This is a genomic window from Saccharicrinis sp. 156, assembly GCF_050589685.1.
In the GTDB taxonomy this organism is placed as follows: Bacteria; Bacteroidota; Bacteroidia; order Bacteroidales; family Marinilabiliaceae; genus Saccharicrinis.
Map to the genome: position 1 here is coordinate 21,584 of NZ_JBNGOS010000052.1, position 16,519 is coordinate 38,102.

13 protein-coding genes are annotated in these 16,519 nt (G+C 38.5%); 9 read left to right on the forward strand and 4 right to left on the reverse strand.

Annotated features, from left to right (window positions below):
• Positions 1-10: 10 nt before the first annotated feature.
• Positions 11-2,425, forward strand: a complete 2,415-nt coding sequence (locus ACRD64_RS22705) for a TonB-dependent receptor (RefSeq protein WP_430936426.1) — start codon at positions 11-13, stop codon at positions 2,423-2,425.
• A gap of 94 nt (positions 2,426-2,519) precedes the next feature.
• Here the strand turns inward: ACRD64_RS22705 and xseB are convergent, their stop codons facing one another.
• From xseB to ACRD64_RS22720, 3 genes are all read right to left on the reverse strand, one after another.
• Positions 2,520-2,720, reverse strand: coding sequence for an exodeoxyribonuclease VII small subunit (gene xseB, locus ACRD64_RS22710; protein WP_430936428.1), 201 nt, complete (start codon positions 2,718-2,720; stop codon positions 2,520-2,522).
• Positions 2,721-2,824: 104 nt separating this feature from the next.
• Positions 2,825-4,471 carry an ATP-binding protein gene (locus tag ACRD64_RS22715; RefSeq protein ID WP_430936430.1) on the reverse strand — a complete coding sequence of 549 codons (1,647 nt, stop codon included), beginning with the start codon at positions 4,469-4,471 and terminating at the stop codon, positions 2,825-2,827.
• A 410-nt stretch (positions 4,472-4,881) separates the two neighbouring features.
• Positions 4,882-5,679 (reverse strand): hypothetical protein, encoded by a 798-nt coding sequence (locus ACRD64_RS22720; RefSeq protein WP_430936432.1) that lies wholly within the window; start codon positions 5,677-5,679, stop codon positions 4,882-4,884.
• Positions 5,680-6,153: 474 nt separating this feature from the next.
• Here ACRD64_RS22720 and ACRD64_RS22725 point away from each other — a divergent pair, with 474 nt between their 5' ends.
• The gene (locus ACRD64_RS22725; protein WP_430936434.1) at positions 6,154-8,331 is read left to right on the forward strand and encodes a prolyl oligopeptidase family serine peptidase; all 2,178 of its coding nucleotides are present in this window, start codon (positions 6,154-6,156) and stop codon (positions 8,329-8,331) included.
• Between the two features lie 18 nt (positions 8,332-8,349).
• Here the strand turns inward: ACRD64_RS22725 and ACRD64_RS22730 are convergent, their stop codons facing one another.
• Positions 8,350-8,958 carry a tRNA (guanine-N1)-methyltransferase gene (locus ACRD64_RS22730; protein ID WP_430936436.1) on the reverse strand — a complete coding sequence of 203 codons (609 nt, stop codon included), beginning with the start codon at positions 8,956-8,958 and terminating at the stop codon, positions 8,350-8,352.
• Between the two features lie 253 nt (positions 8,959-9,211).
• Here ACRD64_RS22730 and ACRD64_RS22735 point away from each other — a divergent pair, with 253 nt between their 5' ends.
• The 7 genes from ACRD64_RS22735 (at position 9,212) to ACRD64_RS22765 (ending at position 16,177) form a co-directional block, all read left to right on the forward strand.
• Entirely contained in the window at positions 9,212-10,426 is a 1,215-nt protein-coding gene (locus ACRD64_RS22735) for an ROK family protein (RefSeq protein ID WP_430936438.1), read from the forward strand.
• An 82-nt stretch (positions 10,427-10,508) separates the two neighbouring features.
• A complete protein-coding gene (gene fucU, locus ACRD64_RS22740; protein WP_430936440.1) occupies positions 10,509-10,943 on the forward strand; it encodes an L-fucose mutarotase in 435 nt (144 codons plus the stop codon).
• 35 nt (positions 10,944-10,978) lie between these two features.
• Positions 10,979-12,277: an L-fucose:H+ symporter permease gene (gene fucP, locus ACRD64_RS22745; RefSeq protein ID WP_430936442.1), complete on the forward strand. Its 1,299-nt coding sequence runs from the start codon at positions 10,979-10,981 to the stop codon at positions 12,275-12,277.
• Positions 12,278-12,465: 188 nt separating this feature from the next.
• Positions 12,466-13,527, forward strand: coding sequence for a zinc-dependent alcohol dehydrogenase family protein (locus ACRD64_RS22750; RefSeq protein ID WP_430936444.1), 1,062 nt, complete (start codon positions 12,466-12,468; stop codon positions 13,525-13,527).
• 212 nt (positions 13,528-13,739) lie between these two features.
• Positions 13,740-14,240 carry a DUF4867 family protein gene (locus ACRD64_RS22755; protein WP_430936446.1) on the forward strand — a complete coding sequence of 167 codons (501 nt, stop codon included), beginning with the start codon at positions 13,740-13,742 and terminating at the stop codon, positions 14,238-14,240.
• Positions 14,241-14,325: 85 nt separating this feature from the next.
• On the forward strand, positions 14,326-15,351 hold the full coding sequence (locus ACRD64_RS22760; protein WP_430936448.1) for an aldo/keto reductase family protein: 1,026 nt from the start codon (positions 14,326-14,328) through the stop codon (positions 15,349-15,351).
• Positions 15,352-15,583: 232 nt separating this feature from the next.
• Positions 15,584-16,177 carry a LysE family translocator gene (locus ACRD64_RS22765; protein ID WP_430936450.1) on the forward strand — a complete coding sequence of 198 codons (594 nt, stop codon included), beginning with the start codon at positions 15,584-15,586 and terminating at the stop codon, positions 16,175-16,177.
• The last annotated feature ends 342 nt before the right edge of the window (positions 16,178-16,519 follow it).

Sequence of the window (16,519 nt, forward strand, 5' to 3'; positions counted from 1 at the left end):
ACTGTAATACATGCAAAAGTTATTTTTATCCATTTTAGTTAGTATTATTGGACTAACATCTATTTCGTCGCAATACCGTGTACACGGTATAGTTACCGGCCCAAATAACAATCCCCTGGTTGGAGCCACTGTTGCCGTTAAAGGTTCTTCCATAGGAACTATTACCGATGCCAAGGGTAATTATCTGATTAAGAATCTGCAAAAAGGTCAATATCAGCTGGCTGTTTCCTATTTAGGGTATGAAACCCAAATGAAATCGATACAGCTAACTTCTGACGAACAAATTGATTTTACCCTAAAACCTGGTTCAATCATGACGGGGGAAGTTATTGTTTCTTCTATCAAAGCAGGTAACAAGACGCCTGTTGCCAAAACCGATATCTCCAAAGAAGAACTGAGCAGCATGAATGCAGCTGATGACATTCCCCTCCTGTTAAGCATGACGCCTTCGGTTGTTTCTTCGACGGAATCGGGTTTTGGTGTTGGTTATAGCAGTATGAGAATTAGAGGAACGGACGCTACACGAATAAATGTAACTGTAAACGGCATTCCACTAAACGATGGGGAAAGCCAGGGGGTATATTGGGTTAACATGCCCGATTTTTCGTCGTCGGTAGATGAGGTACAGGTGCAGCGCGGTGTGGGAACATCGACTAATGGAGCTGCCGCATTCGGAGCCTCCATTAACTTTAATACCACCAGCTACCATACCAAACCCTATGCAGAAGTTAGTTCCACAGCCGGTTCATTTAACACTTTTAAAAACTCTATTAATGTTAGCACGGGTTTACTGGACGATAAGTTCTCGTTTGATCTTCGCTATAGCGACTTGCAAACTGACGGATATGTAGATTATGCTTTTTCCGACCATAAATCGCTGTACATGAGCGGTAGCATGCATCTTAAAAACAGCTTTTTAAAGGCTAACGTAATCCATGGGGATCAACGTACAGGTATTAGCTGGTGGGGTATTGACGAAGCAACTTTAAAAACCGATAGGACCTACAACCCCGCAGGCCAATATATCGACGAAAATGGCAATGAAAGATATTACAAAGACCAGACAGACAACTACCTACAGACTCACTACCAGCTATTTTTCAGTCAGAATTTAAACAGCAACTGGCTTTTAAACACCGCCCTTCATTACACCAGAGGCGAAGGCTACTACGAACAGTATAAGCAAGACGAAAGCCTGAAGGAGTATGGCTTGGAGCACATCATACGACAACCAGGCGATACGATAAAAACTACGGACCTCATCCGTCAGAAATGGCTCACCAACGATTTTTACGGGTTTACGGGTTCATTCAATTATGATACTGATGATTTGCAAATGACTTTTGGTGGAGGTTGGAACAAATATGATGGCGATCACTTTGGAGAGTTAATTTGGGCCAGATACGCCGGCAGTTCAGAAAAAGGCGAAGAATGGTACCGTAACAAGGGAATAAAAAAGGATTATAATATTTACGCCAAAGTAAATTACCAACTGGGTAAATTAAACGTATTTGGCGATGTACAATATAGAGGCATCGACTATAAGATAAATGGTACCGATGATGATTTCCCCATGCTAGACCAGCATCATACATATGATTTTTTTAATCCCAAAGCAGGTGTTTTTTATACTTTAAACCAACAAAACCAGTTCTATGCGTCCTATGCCATTGCCAATAGAGAACCTGCACGTGCCGACTTTAAGAATGCGCAAGGGGACGCAAGCTCTACACCAAAATCGGAAAGACTGAATGACTTGGAAATAGGGTATCATTACCAATCACCGAATCTGGCAGCCAACATTAACTTCTATTACATGGACTATAAAGATCAGTTAATTCCAACTGGCGAAAAAAGTAATGTAGGATATTCCATTATGACCAATGTAGAAGATAGTTACCGCACAGGAATGGAAATTGAATTAGGCGCAAAAATTTTATCTAGATTTAGATGGGACGGAAATGCCACTTTTAGTAAAAACATCATCAAAGATTTCGTGGAGACCTATGATCCCGATTTTAATCCAAATACAAATAACGATATACATATTCAACATGGGGATAATCAAATTTCATATTCTCCTAACATAGTTGCCAACAGCACATTTACGATAACACCTTTGAAGAATACTAGCATCAAATTTATCACCAAACATGTGGGCGAGCAATACTTTGACAACACGGAAAGTGATATGCGAAAACTTGATGCTTATACGGTTTTTAATGGTATCATTACACAAGCGTTCAATCCTTCGTGGATGAAAAAAATTGAACTACAACTTACTGTTAACAATTTATTTGACACAAAGTACGAAAGCAATGCTTATGGTGGCAATTGGTACGAAGATGGAGTTGAATACTCGTGGGCTGCTTACTATCCCCAAGCAGGAACACATGCTTTTATAAGAGCAAGATTTATATTCTAATAGCATAAAAAAGAAACGGTTCTTGAATATAAATTCAAGAACCGTTTTTTATTTCAATTTTAATCACGCCTACGCCTTACTCACCTATTGCTATCTATTCCTCTATTTCTTTAAGAATATTCTCCACCTCCGATTCGGTAGTGTGCAATTTATCCTTACAAATCTTTAATAACACGGATACTCGTTTTACCTTATCCGACAATTCATCGACATCCAATTCGTTATCTTCAATTTTTGATAGTATATCCTCTATTTCAGTAATGGCCTCCACATAGCCAATTTTCTTCTTGGTCATTTTATATCACTTATTAATGATGTAAACTCTATGTTATAATACCGAATATATTAATGAACGGATAGATAAAAACAACGCTCATTTCATTACACAATCGATATTTGTTAGTTCAAACTGTAATTGGTACTCAAAGGTACAGTAAATTTAAACGTACTACCCTTTTCCAGCTTACTTTCGGCACTTATAACACCCTTATTAATCTCCACAAACTCTTTACAAAGCACCAAGCCCAGTCCGGTTCCTTTTTCGTTAAATGTTCCGGTGGTAGTAATATTGGTATCTACCCTAAATATTTTTTGCAGGTTATCCTTGCTGATACCAACACCAGTATCGGTTACAGAAATTTCCATATAACTACCTTTCGTTTTGCCGGTTACACTGATAACACTGCCCACTCTTGAGAATTTAATGGCATTGCTCACTAAATTTCTAAGCACGGCACTAAACAAATCCTTGTCGGCCCAAGCTAACATATTGTTGGAGATATCCAACGAAATAACAATGTCCTTCTCTTCCGCATTAATCTTAAGAATTGAAATAATATTACTGGCCACTATTTTAACATCCAATCTTTCGGGCTTGTACTCCGTAGTTCCCAATTGTGTTCTGGACCATTGTAACAAGGTTTCCACCAATGAGTATAGTTTTCGGGTTGAATTATGAATCGACCGGCTATACTCCACAATTTCTTGCTGACTCTTACTTTCCACCTGCAACGACAGGACTTCGGAAAATCCCATCAATGAATTAAACGGACTTTTTAAATCATGTGCAAGAATCGAAAAAAACTTGTCCTTGGTTGCATTCAACTTTTCCAGCTCTACATTTTTATGCTTAAGCTTTTTGCTCAACAACATTTTTGATCGGAACAGCATAAAAAACACCAACGCAAAAACAAATAAAAGGACAATGCTTCCCCAATAAATTACTTCATCGTCTTTTAGTTTCGACAAATTAACAGATATTGCTCTTGTGGCCATTTCGGCATTTGCGTTTTCAGGCGACACATCATATATATTTCCTGTCAAATGCTGTGTGCTCGTTAATGCCGAGGCAGCTGACTTTATTATAGAATCCTGAAGGTTCACACTTTTATTTTTGTAATAAAGTGCCGATTGATAATCTCCCATGGTTTCGTACAGACAAGAAAAAACATCAAAACATTTTAATTTCAGATTATTCAACTTTAACGTTGTAGATATCGCCAAAGCTTCTTGGGCATATGACTTAGCTTCGGAAAATACCCTATTTTGAACGTTTAATTCGGCCAATACCAAAAAAGCCATAGCCTTAAGTTCGTTTTCCGACTGATGAGGCATCCTATTTAATGCATGAAATATGATACTGGAAGCATTTGTATAGTCGTTACGCTGACAATAATACTTTCCCAACGCAATATCAGCCGCAACAATCCCTATTGAATCGCCCTTACTTTCCTGATATGCTTTAAACTTTTTCAGATAAGGCAAGGCATCTTCGTAATAACCTTCAGTGAGGTATGCTATCCCGATTTTATAATTTATAATTGATTGCAACGATGAATCCGTGCAATGCTCAAGGTTATCCAACAGCAACCGAATGGCCTTTGGCGCATCATTTATTTGAAGATACAAGTCAGCTTTGGCAATAATTTCATTATTGCCGTGTACATTATGGACGTATTTTCCCTGTAGTGGACCATCATTCCCCAATAATCCAACACTAATATGTAGCAGAAAAACTAAGATTAATCCTTTGAGTAAATAACGCATGTAAATTTATATCTAGGCTGAGATTCCTTGTAAAGATAGAAAAAGGATTTTAATACAAAAGCGGAATCTATGGATTTTAATTAAAATGCAATTTGTTGATTTTAAATAACAACAAGCAATGTTCAATATCGGTTGCTAAACAAAAAACGCCTTTATTTGCTGCGTCTCCAAAGCTAATTTCGTTATGAATCGGCATTTTCTGATGTAAAACCGGGAAAGGCTATTGTAGTGGTTAAAAAATTTTTTAACCACATTTTTAAGTATACAATTATATAAAATTCAACATAAATAATTCCTGGCAGGCAAAAAATTTTTCCTGGCAACGGAACGGATAAATCCAAAGAAAAAAGAGTGAGCACAAATACAACATCATTTGCACTAACTCTTTTCAATGTATTGCTAAAATGGCTTTAGGCTATTGGGTATTCCTCCAAACTATGTATATCGGTAATTAACCAAGACATATCATCAAGCATCCATTCCTCTAGGGTCAAAGCATCTTCACTAAAGGACTTGCTAAACTCATAAATCTCAATTTCTGCCAATTTCTCGGGCACCCAGGTACAACAACTTATCATCCAAGGCTCTAGAACTAGTTGTTCCTCTTCCGCCCATCCCAATTCTGCTAACTTATCTTTTGGAATAATCGGCACATTCCATTCTGTAGTGTTCATCATCCAACTTTCCAGTTTTATTCCGTCTTCATTTTCAAAAGATGTAACCTCTACTCCTGTATACTCATCCCAACCTTCATCATTAAGCATCCAAGGCTCAATGGCCAATTCAGGTTCCGATTCAACGCTCAAAACACTGGCAGGCCATATGGCCTTAGCTTCCCATCCCAACAGATCTGTCATCCATTCTTCCATTAACAAAGGTTCTTCCATCATATCTTCTGACCATACCTCCAACAAACTAAAGGATGGTGATTCACGCCAAGATGACGGATTAAGCATCCATTGTTCAACAGGAAGAGTTTCTTCCATTACCTCATTGTTATAAGAATGTGTATAAAACAAATCGCCTAACTCTGAGTTTATGGATTGATTCGTATTGCCCATCATAGAATTTTCATAGATAAATTCTTTCTCATTACCATTAATCGTAAACACTTTGTAGATTCCATACCCCAACAATAGTAAAGAGGAAACTACTAATATTTTTATAATCCCAAAATGATATTCGTGTTGATTTACATGTGTTTTCATGACTCAATCCTCCATTTTCTTTGGTTTGTTATTGGAAGAAATCACTTATCGTGCCGAAATGCACATATTACTCTTTTACTGCCCATTACGACACACAACCAAATCTTGACTCTCAAAATTCTGACCGATATTGCACCTTTTATTGTTCGAATTCGAACATGGAATTAATTACACAGGTTGCTGGAAATATAAAATCGAACCCTTATCTGTTTTTGGCGCTGACCAAACTATGCCATTCCACATTTCGGTATACGTTTTAACGAGGCCCAATCCCAGCCCAACACCATGTGACACGTAATCGTCAGGCCGTTTAACTTGTTCAAGCGCTTAAAAACTAATTGTTAATTTCATTACCGTTTGTTGTCTCTCAAAAACAACCAGCTGATACAAATTGCCTCTGTTTCTATTGACAAAGTCTTCTTCTCCATCGTAACTTGAAGCACAATTGCATATAAACTATCAAATTACACTATCATGAAAAATATTTTATTTGCTTTCGTGGTTTCGTTAAGCTTGATTGGCTGTCAGCTGAAAACAGAATCAGCAAATGAAACACCTCCAATTGCACCCACCAAGCCTGTAACTGAAAACTACTTTGGAAAAGAAGTAACCGACCCATACAGATACATGGAGAATCTGGATGACTCTTCCGTTATAAATTGGTTTAAAACCCATTCGGAGTATTCCAGAAATATTCTTGATCAGATACCGGGCCGACAAGGGTTAATTGATAAAATGAAAGAGTTTGATCAAAGAAAAAGTAGCAGAATTTATAATGTGAATATCACTGAAGCCAACAAATACTTTTATTTAAAACAGACTCCAGATGATGAAACCGGTAAACTTTTTTACCGTGACGGATTAAAAGGGGACGAAGTTTTGCTTTTTGATCCAGCAACATACAAAGATGACACATTACATTACTCAATATCCAGCATATCCCCTTCCATTAAAAGTGACAAAGTATGTTTTGAAGTGGCTCCTAATGGTTCAGAAAGTTCAGAACTAATGATTATGAACGTCGAAACAAGAGAGCTTTACCCCGAAGTGATAGACCGGTGTTGGTTTTCAGCAGCCTCCTGGCTACCTGACGGCGAACGCTTTATATATATACGGCTCAATTCAAGCGATATTCACCATATGGAACGGGAACTGAACAGTAAATCATTCATCCATACTGTTGGACAGTCACCGGAAAACGACATCGAATTTTTTTCAAGATCAAAAAACCCGGAACTTGATATTAAACCCGAAGAATTCCCTATCGTTTTTTATGACAGACACAACCATCTTCTTTTTGCTTTACCGGTAACTGTGGACAAAAAACTTAAGATATACATGGTTTCGGCTGATGAGATGGACAATGATACAGTCAATTGGAAACAAATTGTTACTCTGGACGACCAGGTTTACAATTTCGAAACCATCAAAGGACAAATCCATTATTACACCCCCAAAAATGCCCCAAACTTCAAACTATTAAAAGCTCCATTAGATAACCCATTGTTGTCAAACGCAAAAGTGTTTATTCCGGAAGATCAAGATGCCAAACTGGCCAATTTCACATCCACCTCTGATGGCTTATATTATACATTAACTTCCTACGGTGTGCAGGAAGAACTTTACTTTCTTGCCAACCATTCCCAGAAACCTGTTAAAATCGAATTACCTACTCTGGCAGGAAGGATAGGGCTACAAACTGTTGGCATTAACACCCCTGATGTTTGGGTTACCTTAAACGGTTGGACAACCGATTATCAAAGATATCGTTACCTGCCTAAAAAGAATAAATTTGAGATTGAGAACCTTTCAGACCAAGCAAGCTATCCTGAATATACAGACTTAATTATTGAAGAGTTAATGGTTCGCTCACATGATGGTGTTACCGTTCCTTTGTCAGTTATCTACAATAAAAACATTACAAAAGACGGCAATAACCCGGTTTTTCTTTTCGGTTATGGGGCTTATGGTTATTCAATAAATCCTTTTTTTAGCCCAAATTTTCTTTTATATACTACCAAAGGTGGAATTCTTGGCATACCTCATGTTAGGGGTGGCGGCGAATTGGGAGACAACTGGCATAAAGCCGGACATAAAACCACTAAACCCAATACCTGGAAAGATTTAATAGCATGTGCGGAATATCTGATTGATCAGCAGTTTACATCCCATAAAAAAATTTCTATCTATGGAGGTAGTGCCGGTGGGATACTGATTGGAAGGGCAATGACAGAAAGGCCTGACTTATTTGCAACTGCCATTGCTGAGGTAGGCTGTATGAACACAATGAGAGGTGAGTTTTCACCCAACGGACCTGTAAATATCCCGGAGTTTGGAACGGTACAGGACTCAGTTGAATGTATGGCCTTATACGAAATGGATTCATACCATCATATTGTTGAAAATACAAAATATCCTGCGACCTTAATTACCGCTGGGATGAACGACCCAAGGGTAATTGCCTGGCAACCAGCTAAATTTGCAGCACGCTTGCAAGCAGCCAATAGCTCGGACAAACCTATTTTATTTTTAGTAGACTTTGAAGCCGGACATGGCATAGGCGACAGCAAATCCAAATATTTTAATTCTTTGGGTGATGTTCTTGGTTTCGCACTATGGCAATCAGACCACCCTGATTTTCAGCCTAATTAACGATAAAAAAAAAGAACTCTAATCGAGTCCTTTATATTTTTGTTTTAGTTTGTTGAGTTCCCTCGCCAGGGTTTGTTCCCGTTCCAAAGCCCATTTTCTGTGCGCATCAAATTCTTCTTGTTTTTCGCCTAGCGTTTCCTTAGTTTTTATAGTAATTGTATTACTACGCTTAAACAAAAAGATCATAATGAGTAAAGCAACGATTAAACTAAAAATGATAGTCCAAACCATTGTACCATAGACACCTTTTGTTAAAAGCATCCCAAGAAAACTAAAGCTATCTTTTTCTTTGGTGGCCAATTCCAGCTTTTCGTTAGTTTCCCTTAAGTTAGATTTTAATACATTCACTTCCTTTTGCTGATCCTGTACTTTATTTTCAAGTGAAACTATATTTTTTTGCAACGCTTTAACCGAATCTATGGCGTTCCCTTTCAACTTGTACAACCATGATGTTCTGACCACCTTAAATGCCTCAAAGGTATTTGATTTCTTTATGGCATAATCAAACTGACTTCCGATAGTTCCCCCTTCCAGTCCTGAATTACCACTCTCCTGTGCGTTTAAAGAAATGGGTTGGCCAATAAAAAATAATAATACGAATAGAGTTGATGTAATTAACTTTTTCACTGTAATAAAATTTAATTTGTTGTGTTGAATTTGATTCTAAATATAATGCAAAAAAAGAAAAATATAAACTTACTCATCCTTTAACGCCAAACAAATATAAATAAACTCCTCAATTGTCTGCATTTTTGGCAATATAAGTTTGCTGTTTTTCTTTGTAGAATCATTCTAATTAACGTTCGCTGGCTTTTTTTTTCTATATTCGTTTGCATATTTAACTTCCCCACCTTATTTTCGTACCGTTAGAAAGTAAGAAATGAAACAAAATCACCCGAAAGGAAGCGCAGAATATATCAATCGCTTAAATAAAATTAAGGTATTGAACCTGATCAGGGAGAGTGGTGAAATTTCACGTGCGGAAATCGTTAAACAAACTGGTTTAAGTGCGCCAACCATCACACGTATTGTTGATAGTTTAATTAATACGGAAAAACTAGCTGTTCAGGTAGGCATTGGTGAGTCAAAAGGCGGTCGTCCTCCTGTAATTGTTAAATTTAATGGTGCCGACAGCTATGTTATTGGCATAGACTGGGGGCGTACCCATATATATAGCGTTCTTTCTAACCTTAATGGCGACACCTTAGCTGAAGTAGATACGAGAACAGAAGCTAGCGATAGTTTTGAATCTGATTTAGAACGGGTAATTGATTTAATTGAACAGCTTTTTGATAAGTCTGGCATCGACAAAAGCAAATTGCACGGTATAGGTGTTGCTGCCGCTGGTTTTATCAACAAAAGAACAGATAATATCGAATATTCACCCAACTTTAAATGGAAAAACGTAGACATTAAGAAACCTTTGATGAAGCATTTCATGGTACCTATTATTGTGGATAACGTTTCTCGGGTGATGGCTCAAGGTGAATTGATGTATGGTATCGGTGATATGTGCAAGGATTTTATTTTCATTAATATCGGATACGGGATTGGTTCCGGATGTATTATGAACGGACAACCATTTTTTGGTTTTGACGGAATGGCAGGTGAAATTGGGCACAATAAAATTATTGGGGCTGCTCCTGTTGGTTTAAAATGCTCATGTGGCAAAATGGATTGTTTGGAATGCTATTCTTCGGGACGAGGCATTACAGAAATAGCCAACAGACAAAAAGAACTTTATCCTGACTCGTCATTAAATAAGTTAGAAAAAATTTCGACTGAGATAATAGCGGAAGAAGCCAAAAAAGGAGACCAGTTTGCATTGCACTTATTTAATCAGGCTGCCGACTATTTGGGACAGGCTATAGCATCTGCCGCTAATCTATTTAATCCCCATGCGATTGTGCTAGGTGGAAGGGTAATGAATTCGGGTGTTTTTTTTACAGAACGAATTAAAAGCGTGTTTAAAAGAGAAGTTATTCAACAACCCCGCAGAAATATTAAATTGTTGCAAAGTAAATTGGGCAATCAAGCTGCTGTTAAAGGGGCTACCTCTCTTATTTTACACGAAGTACTGAACTTTAGAGTATAATATATTAGTGATTGGTCAATACTTGATCATTTTAAAAAAACTTAATTTCTTAATGTTGAGAAGTTATTAAAATTTATAGCACATGTTAAAAGGAATATCACCACTTATTAGCCCGGAACTTTTAGAAGTATTAGCCCGCATGGGGCATGGCGACGAAATTATTTTGGCGGATGCACATTTTCCTGCAGAGTCTTTCAACGGAAGAGTATTAAGGGCTGACGGTTTAAGAATCCCCGATTTATTGGCAGCTATCTTACCTCTTTTCGAATTAGATTCTTATGTTCCGGCTCCACTAACCATGATGGCAGCTGTTGAAGGTGATGAGCTTGACCCTACTGTTGAAGAAGCTTATTTAAAAAGCGTCCATATCACCAATCCCGACGTAGCGCCCATTGAACGTATTGGTCGGTTTGATTTTTACGACAAGGCAAGAGGTGCATTTGCTGTGGTTATGACTGGTGAAACAGCCAAATACGGAAATATCCTATTGAAAAAAGGCGTTACACCAAGCATTTAATTTTAATCTCCTGTTAATTCTACAAATCTATTTTTATGAATAAAGCAACAGCAAAAGTGGTAGAAAAGAAATATCTGGTACCTTTTATAATTATCACTAGTTTATTTGCTCTTTGGGGTTTTGCCAACGATATAACCAACCCAATGGTAGCTGCCTTTAAAACCGTAATGGAGATATCGACAGCCAAAGCAGCATTGGTTCAATTTGCCTTTTATGGAGGATATGCAACCATGGCTATTCCTGCCGCATTATTTGTACAGAAATTTAGTTACAAAAAAGGGATTTTGTTGGGACTGGCCTTATACGCAACAGGTGCTTTATTATTTTGGCCTGCTGCACAATATGAGGTATTTGGATTTTTCCTGGTTTCTCTTTACATCTTGACGTTTGGACTTGCTTTCTTAGAAACAACAGCAAACCCATTTATTTTATCGCTCGGTGCAGAAGAAACTTCGACACGAAGATTAAACCTTGCCCAAGCTTTTAATCCGTTGGGGTCTTTACTTGGCATGTATGTAGCGTCAAGAGTTGTTTTAGCATCGCTTGCTTCAGATAAACATACTGATGCAGCTGGTAACCTAGTCGATTTCTCAACACTGGACGAAGCGACAAAGGCCATAGATAGAGCACATGACTTAATGATAATTCGTAACCCATACGTAATTTTAGGCTTAGTTGTTATCGTTATGTTTGTTGTTATTTTGGCAACGAAGATGCCGGATACGGGACACCAAAACCAAATTCATCCGTGGCAATCCATTAAGCGACTAGTTGCTAATAAGATTTATGGCCATGGTGTTATTGCTCAGATTGCCTATGTTGCTGCACAAATTATGTGTTGGACATTTATTATTCAGTATGCAGGACAATTAGGCATTGACAAAGCCACTGCGCAGATGTATAACATTGTTGCTATGGGAATTTTCTTAGGTAGCAGGTTTATTAGTACCATGATAATGAAGTATGTTAACTCACGCAAACTCCTTATGTTCTTCGCAATTGGAGCTATGATTTCGTTGGGTGGAGCTATTTTAATAAACGGTATGGCTGGTCTTTATTGCTTAGTTGCAACATCTGCATTTATGTCATTAATGTTCCCAACCATTTACGGCATAGCCTTAGAAGGTATTGGTCAAGATGCGACCCTTGGTGCAGCCGGATTAGTCATGGCTATTGTTGGTGGTGCTTTAATGCCTCCTATTCAAGGTACTATTATAGACATGGGAACTGTTTTTGGTCACCCTGCCGAAAATGTATCATTTATATTGCCATTTATCAGTTTTATAGTTATTGCCCACTTTGGCTATAGAGCTTATAAAGCTAATCAAGCATAGCCTCAATATAATCAGATTATTAATTTATTTATTGTATCACTTGTAGTTATATCGGCCATTTTTGAAATGGTATTTAAGACTACTTGAGAAATAAAATCGGCTCCTTTACAGGAGCCGATAAAAAACAGCAGTTGAACTGCAAACGAGATTAAAAAAATTTATTTACTTATTTTCTTAAAGTTAGAAAGATGAAAACAATGTTAGCAGCTTACCTTCCGGGTAACAGTACTGTAGAGATGAAAGAAATACCAGTTCCGACTCCAGGTCCAGGTCAGGTATTAGTAAAAACTAAAGCTTCTACTATTTGTGGATCTGATATCCGCGCTATCTACAGAGAACACCTTGGTAAAGGTCCTGAGGCATACCAAAACAAGGTAGCTGGTCACGAGCCATGTGGTCAGATTATAGAGTGTGGTTCTGACATGAAGCGTTTCAAAGAAGGTGACCGTGTAATTCTTTATCACATCTCTGGTTGTGGTGTTTGTAACGACTGCCGTCGCGGTTACATGATTTCTTGTACCAGCCCTCAGCGTGCAGCTTATGGATGGCAGCGTGACGGAGGTATGGCAGAATACATCTTAGCTGATGAAAAAGACTGTGTATTGTTACCTGATGAATTATCTTATGTTGATGGTGCTCAGGTTGCTTGCGGTTTCGGTACTGTTTACGAAGGAATTGAGAAGTGTGGTATCTCAGGTAAAGATGCTGTTCTAGTAGTAGGTTTAGGTCCTGTAGGATTGGCAACTTTGATGTTGGCAAAAGCTTTAGGTGCTAACAAATTAGTAGGTGTTGATACTGTACAAGAGCGTTGCGATATCGCTAAAGATTTAGGTTTAGCTGACGCTGTATATTTAGCTGGTCCTGATACCTTAGAGAAAGTATTGGACGAAACTCACTCTGGCGAAGGTTTTGAAAGAGCTATCGACTGTTCCGGTAACACACACGGTCGTCAGTTGGCTATCCGCGCTACTCGTAAGTGGGGCGACATGGTTATGATTGGTGAAGGTGGTACTGTTGAGTTCAACCCATCTCCAGACATTATCCACGACCAAATTACAATTCATGGTTCTTGGGTAACTTCTTCTTCAAGAATGGAAGAGCTAGTTGAGTTATTAGTTCGTTGGAACATTCACCCGGAAGATTTAGTACAGCACCGTTTCGAGCTTAAAGATGCTGACAAAGCATACGACCTAATGGACGGCGGTAAGTGTGGTAAAGTAGCCGTTGTATACGACGAAGAGATTAAGTAATAAGTCATCAGTCGGCAGTACCTCAGATAATAGATTAGAGATAAGAGATTATAGACCCAATAGCACTTTAATGAGCTATTCAACTTAAGTGCAGGTTCTGTTTATTTATATCATAATCCAGTATCTAACTTTACATTTAGATAAAAGTCAACAGTCTTCAGTAGGCAGTAGTTGACTGAAGACTGAGAACTGCCGATTGCAAACTGAAAAACATGAGAACAGTAAAAGTAGAACAACTGTCGTTGGAAGCCTTTAAACCATTCGGAACGTTTGCCAACTTAATTAATCCTTCGGATGAAAAGCTAGGTGCACCCCCGGTTGAGTTTTTCCGCGACCAGTTACAATTAGATGTGCGCGGTGATGTTCCTTTCAGCTATTCTTGCTGCAGGGTAGAAAAGCGTGAGCTTATCATCGACATACTTGAATATCATTCGGCATGTGCAGAGGTGAATATTCCCCTTGATAACGACATTTTGTTGCAAGTAGGGCCGGCCACTGCCAGTGAAGACGATATTCCACTAGACAAAATACGTGTTTTTTACATTCCTAAAGGCACCGTATTTACCATTAAACCTGGGGTATGGCACTGGGGTCCGTTTACACCTAACGACCAACCTGCCAACATCCTTGTCAACCTTCCGGAAAGAACGTATGCCAACGATTGCATAGTAAAAAACTTAAAGGAAGAAGATTATATTAAAATTGAACTTTAATCAGATAAGAGATAAGAGATAACAGATAAGAGACCTTGAATTTTATCTATTATCTAATGTCCATTATCTAAATATCTTTAAAAAGATGTCAGATATTTCAAAAGAATACACAGCTATCAACCCGGCTGACGTACCTGCAAAAGTACTTCGCTCAGGTGATAAGCTTCCAACTGTGGGGTTGGGAACATTTGGCTCAGACCGTTTTACACACGAAGAAGTGGCTGATGCTGTAAGAAACGCTATCCGTTTAGGTTACCGTCATATCGACTGTGCCGCAGTATACGGAAACGAGAAGCAAATTGGTCAGGCTATCAAAGACGTGATTGCGGAAGGAGTATGTACTCGCCAAGAGCTCTTCATCACCGGAAAAGTTTGGAACGACCGTCACCGGGAAGTAGAAAAAGCTTGTCAGGAGTCACTGGATGATCTTCAGTTAGATTATTTAGATATGTACTTAATCCACTGGCCATTCCCTAATTACCATGCACCTGGTTGTGATGGTGATGCCCGTAACCCTGATTCTAAGCCGTTCTCTGTAGACGAGTTTATGGATACCTGGAAACAATGTGAGGCTTTGGTTGAGGCCGGTAAGGTACGTAACATTGGTACTTCCAACATGACTATCGCCAAATTTGAGAAGACCCTTCCTTTAATGAAGATTCTTCCTGCGGTTAACGAAATGGAGATGCACCCTTGTTTCCAACAGCAAGAATTGTTTGATTACTGTATGAGTAAGCAGATCCAGCCAATCGGATTTATGCCAATTGGTTCTCCTACCCGCCCTGAGCGTGATATAGCAGAAGGGGATGCTGTGGATATTCAAACTCCAGAGATTCAGGCTATCGCTAAGGCTCGTGGCGTACACCCGGCTGTAATCTGCATTAAGTGGGCTATCAAGAACGGACAGGTAACTATTCCTTTCTCAGTGCACCCAATGGAGTACTTGAGCAACCTACAATCTTCATTTACTGATCCTTTGACCGACGAAGAATTTGCTTCAATTAAGAATTGTGAGTGTGGTTCGCGTTTGGTAAAAGGTCAGGTATTCCTTTGGGAAGGTGCCAAGCACTGGAAAGACCTTTGGGACGAAGATGGGGTAATCGCTCAATAACAGATTTGTGAAAAACACGCTTTTAAGATAAATAGGGCCATCTCTTTTGAACACGGGGATGGTCTTTTATTTTTTTTGTCATATAGATTACAAATACTGCGTTACGCTGGTCAGAAAAATACGCATTTACACCTATTAAACTGCGTTTCTTCAGTCTTCCACAGCCTTGTATTTGAATCCTTCTTATCAAAAAACTTCCATACCTTTTCAATTCAACACAAACCCATATGTTATGGCCTTTGAATTAGTTCCTTTTCTATCTTTTGCCCTACCTACATCCTTTTCGCCGGGTCCCAATAATATTTCGAGCATGGCTTTTAGCATGAGCAGGGGTTATGCTAAAACAATGCCTTACATATTAGGTATTTTCACAGGTACTTTGGTAATGATGATGGTATGTGCCGGACTATCATATGGTTTGGCCTCAATAGTTCCCAAGTTAACTCTATACCTCAAATATATTGGAGCAGCTTATATCCTATACCTAGCTTATAAAACGTTAAAGCTCAACATAACAAGCGAAGCAAAAGAAGGAGTTCAGGCCCGATTTTATGATGGTGCAATTCTTCAATTGGTCAACCCCAAAGCCATTTTCTATGGCATGACTGTTTACTCTACTTTCTTTCGTGTGTTTATCGAGAACAAATTACAATTGGTTTTATCTGCTCTGGGAATTGCCTTGTTTACCTTATTGGTAGTTTCAGTTTGGGCATTGTTTGGAGCCGTGATCAACAACTATCTTAAAAACCTTCTGGTCAAACGAATTTTCACCGTCATTATGTCCGGTGGTTTAGTTTATGCTGCTGTGGACATTCTGTTGAAATAACAAATTGTTTTCTCGCAGAGATTCGCAGATTTTTAACCTCTACTTCAATGCGCAGCTTAGTTGCACCTTCGGCAAGCTATACATTATTTTTTTGCTTAAACGATGTATTTATTCAGTTTCACTTTTTGAGAAATCAGGTATAATTTTAATGCCGCTCCTTTTCATAAGTTCACTTGCATTAAAATCATTGCATATACCTGGATGAAGTTCATAGCTGAAATTCATTGTGTTATCCTTAATCTCGCTATTAAAACTATAATTTGCCTAGAAAAAACGGTCTATACCCACCCAGTGAAAACGGCCATACCCGTTCACTTTTTTCTTAATCAGCCATGAATTTAC

What these genes read in the sequence shown, in the direction of transcription:
- ACRD64_RS22760 (WP_430936448.1), top strand. Translation starts at nt 14,326, where the DNA reads ATGTCAGATATTTCAAAAGAATACACAGCTATCAACCCGGCTGACGTA.
- fucP (WP_430936442.1), top strand. Translation starts at nt 10,979, where the DNA reads ATGAATAAAGCAACAGCAAAAGTGGTAGAAAAGAAATATCTGGTACCT.
- ACRD64_RS22720 (WP_430936432.1), bottom strand. Translation starts at nt 5,679, where the DNA reads ATGAAAACACATGTAAATCAACACGAATATCATTTTGGGATTATAAAA.
- xseB (WP_430936428.1), bottom strand. Translation starts at nt 2,720, where the DNA reads ATGACCAAGAAGAAAATTGGCTATGTGGAGGCCATTACTGAAATAGAG.
- ACRD64_RS22705 (WP_430936426.1), top strand. Translation starts at nt 11, where the DNA reads ATGCAAAAGTTATTTTTATCCATTTTAGTTAGTATTATTGGACTAACA.
- ACRD64_RS22715 (WP_430936430.1), bottom strand. Translation starts at nt 4,471, where the DNA reads ATGCGTTATTTACTCAAAGGATTAATCTTAGTTTTTCTGCTACATATT.
- fucU (WP_430936440.1), top strand. Translation starts at nt 10,509, where the DNA reads ATGTTAAAAGGAATATCACCACTTATTAGCCCGGAACTTTTAGAAGTA.
- ACRD64_RS22750 (WP_430936444.1), top strand. Translation starts at nt 12,466, where the DNA reads ATGAAAACAATGTTAGCAGCTTACCTTCCGGGTAACAGTACTGTAGAG.
- ACRD64_RS22765 (WP_430936450.1), top strand. Translation starts at nt 15,584, where the DNA reads ATGGCCTTTGAATTAGTTCCTTTTCTATCTTTTGCCCTACCTACATCC.
- ACRD64_RS22725 (WP_430936434.1), top strand. Translation starts at nt 6,154, where the DNA reads ATGAAAAATATTTTATTTGCTTTCGTGGTTTCGTTAAGCTTGATTGGC.
- ACRD64_RS22755 (WP_430936446.1), top strand. Translation starts at nt 13,740, where the DNA reads ATGAGAACAGTAAAAGTAGAACAACTGTCGTTGGAAGCCTTTAAACCA.
- ACRD64_RS22735 (WP_430936438.1), top strand. Translation starts at nt 9,212, where the DNA reads ATGAAACAAAATCACCCGAAAGGAAGCGCAGAATATATCAATCGCTTA.